This window comes from Bradyrhizobium sp. P2_E8 (assembly GCF_056403875.1).
The window spans coordinates 1-2,150 of record NZ_JBFUES010001155.1 but is presented as its reverse complement, the minus strand read 5'-3'; the positions used below and the strand labels follow the sequence as shown (position 1 = coordinate 2,150).

The window sequence follows — 2,150 nt, the reverse complement described above, 5'->3', positions numbered from 1 at the left end:
TCGACGCTCTCCTCGGCAGGGTCAAATTGCCCCCGCCCGCTTTGTCCGGTCCGGCTTTATAGGGGACAGGCAGGTCCCTTACAACGCAACCCGGGCTGTCTTTGCAGCTAAGCCCGGGGGCGGAAAAGTCAATGTTAACATTGGCGAATGCGGTTAATGGCGCGGCCGCCGACGATATGTCACATAGGAGAAATCGGCGCTGTCGTCCGGTCCGGCAGGATGACGGATGCGCGCCGTCTCCTCCCATTTTGCCGTGTCGATGCCGAAATGCGTGTCGCCTTCGGGGCGCGCATGCACTTCGGTGATTTCGAGGCGATCGGCACGATCCAGCCATTGCCGATAGATCTCGGCGCCGCCGATCACCGCGATCTCGGTGACCGAACGCCGCAGTGCATCGCCGCGCGCAACCGCCTCCGCATCCGCGGCCGATGTCGTGACGACGGCACCGGCGGCGCGATAGGCCGTGTCGCGCGTGATCACGATGTTGGTGCGGCCCGGAAGCGGTCGGCGCAGGGATTCGAAGGTCTTGCGGCCCATGATCACGGGCTTGCCGATCGTCAGCGCCTTGAAGCGCGCCATGTCGGATTTCTGCCGCCACGGGATCGCGCCGCCAGCGCCGATGACGCCGTTCTCCGCAATCGCGACGACGAAGACGATCTCCATCAGGTCTCGCTCCCCGCAAGCCGCGTCAGCGCAGGACCGGTGACGCGGCACAGCGTCCAGTCGTCCATCATGACGGCGCCGAGCGACTTGTAGAACGCGATCGACGGCGCGTTCCAGTCGAGCACCGCCCATTGCAGGCGCGACCAGCCATTCTCGACGCATTCCTTTGCGAGATAGACCAGCAGCGCCTTGCCGAGGCCTTTGCCCCGATGCGACGGCCGCACATACAGATCTTCGAGATAGATGCCGTGACGGCCGCTGAAGGTGGAGAAATTGGCGAACCAGACCGCAAAGCCGACCGCCTCGCCGTTCCACTCGGCGATCGCGCAATAGAGCTGCGGTCTGTCGCCGAACAGCGCGTCCGCGATGTCAGCCTCGGTCGCCTCGACCTCGTGCGAGAGCTTTTCRTATTCGGCGAGCTCGCGGATAAAGGAAAGAACGAGCCCGGCTTCCCCCGGACGCACGCGGCGGATGTTGAGCGACATCTGCGTCAGACCGCGACTTCCGCCTTGATGTGCGGATGCGGATCGTAACCGACGAGCTCGAAATCCTCGAAGCGGAAGGAGAAGATGTCCTTCACGTCGGGGTTGATCCGCATCACCGGCAGCGCACGCGGCGCGCGCGTGAGCTGGAGCTTCGCCTGCTCCAGATGGTTGGAATAGAGATGGGTGTCGCCGAACGAATGCACGAAGTCGCCGGGCTTCAGGCCCGTGACCTGCGCCACCATCATGGTCAGCAGCGCATAGGAGGCGATGTTGAAGGGCACGCCGAGGAACACGTCGGCCGAGCGCTGATAGAGCTGGCACGACAGCTTGCCGTTGGCGACATAGAACTGGAACAGGCAGTGGCACGGCGGCAGCGCCATCTTGTCCACCTCGGCCGGATTCCAGGCCGAGACGATCAGGCGGCGTGAATCCGGATTGCGCTTGATCATGTCGACGACGTTGGCGATCTGGTCGATGCTGCGTCCGTCCGGCGCCGGCCACGAGCGCCACTGATGACCATAGACCGGGCCGAGATCGCCATTGGCGTCCGCCCACTCGTCCCAGATGGTGACGCCGTTGTCGCGCAGATATTTGATGTTGGTGTCGCCCTTCAGGAACCACAACAGCTCGTGCACGATCGCCTTCAGCGGCAGCCGCTTGGTGGTCAGCATCGGGAAGCCGGCCGACAGATTGAAGCGCATCTGATGGCCGAATACCGAGAGCGTGCCGGTGCCGGTCCGGTCGGTCTTCTCGGCGCCGTCTGAAAGAATCCGCTCGAGCAGGTCCTGATACTGGTGCATGTGCCATAGAGCCTTTGGGGAGGCGGCGAACTTAGCGACCACCCCCGCGCTGCGACAGCGGCGATTCGCTGCCTGCACCGATTATACCCGGAAAAAGTGAGCGTTTCCGGTGCAAACGGCAAGGGGCGGAACCCACGTCCCGCCCCTCCTCTATCGGCTTGAAAGTGCTGCCTAACTTGCCGGCTTGAGCACCGGGGTCCAC

General features: G+C 63.8%; 3 protein-coding genes. All 3 read right to left on the bottom strand.

The window, feature by feature from the left end; translation table 11 throughout:
• Window positions 1–153: 153 nt before the first annotated feature.
• Genes AC1D00_RS38005 through AC1D00_RS37995 form a run of 3 tightly spaced genes read right to left on the bottom strand, consistent with a single transcriptional unit; the run spans window position 154 to window position 1,948 of the window.
• On the bottom strand, window positions 154–663 hold the full coding sequence (locus AC1D00_RS38005) for a dihydrofolate reductase (RefSeq protein WP_477014207.1): 510 nt from the start codon (window positions 661–663) through the stop codon (window positions 154–156).
• A complete protein-coding gene (locus AC1D00_RS38000; RefSeq protein WP_404553762.1) occupies window positions 663–1,148 on the bottom strand; it encodes a GNAT family N-acetyltransferase in 486 nt (161 codons plus the stop codon). Before AC1D00_RS38000 ends, AC1D00_RS38005 begins: the two co-directional genes overlap by 1 nt.
• A 5-nt stretch (window positions 1,149–1,153) precedes the next feature.
• Window positions 1,154–1,948, bottom strand: coding sequence for a thymidylate synthase (locus AC1D00_RS37995; RefSeq protein WP_011089252.1), 795 nt, complete (start codon window positions 1,946–1,948; stop codon window positions 1,154–1,156).
• Window positions 1,949–2,150: the final 202 nt, after the last annotated feature.

Coding starts and splice junctions, on each gene's coding strand:
- AC1D00_RS38005 (WP_477014207.1), bottom strand. CDS start 663: ATGGAGATCGTCTTCGTCGTCGCGATTGCGGAGAACGGCGTCATCGGC.
- AC1D00_RS37995 (WP_011089252.1), bottom strand. CDS start 1,948: ATGCACCAGTATCAGGACCTGCTCGAGCGGATTCTTTCAGACGGCGCC.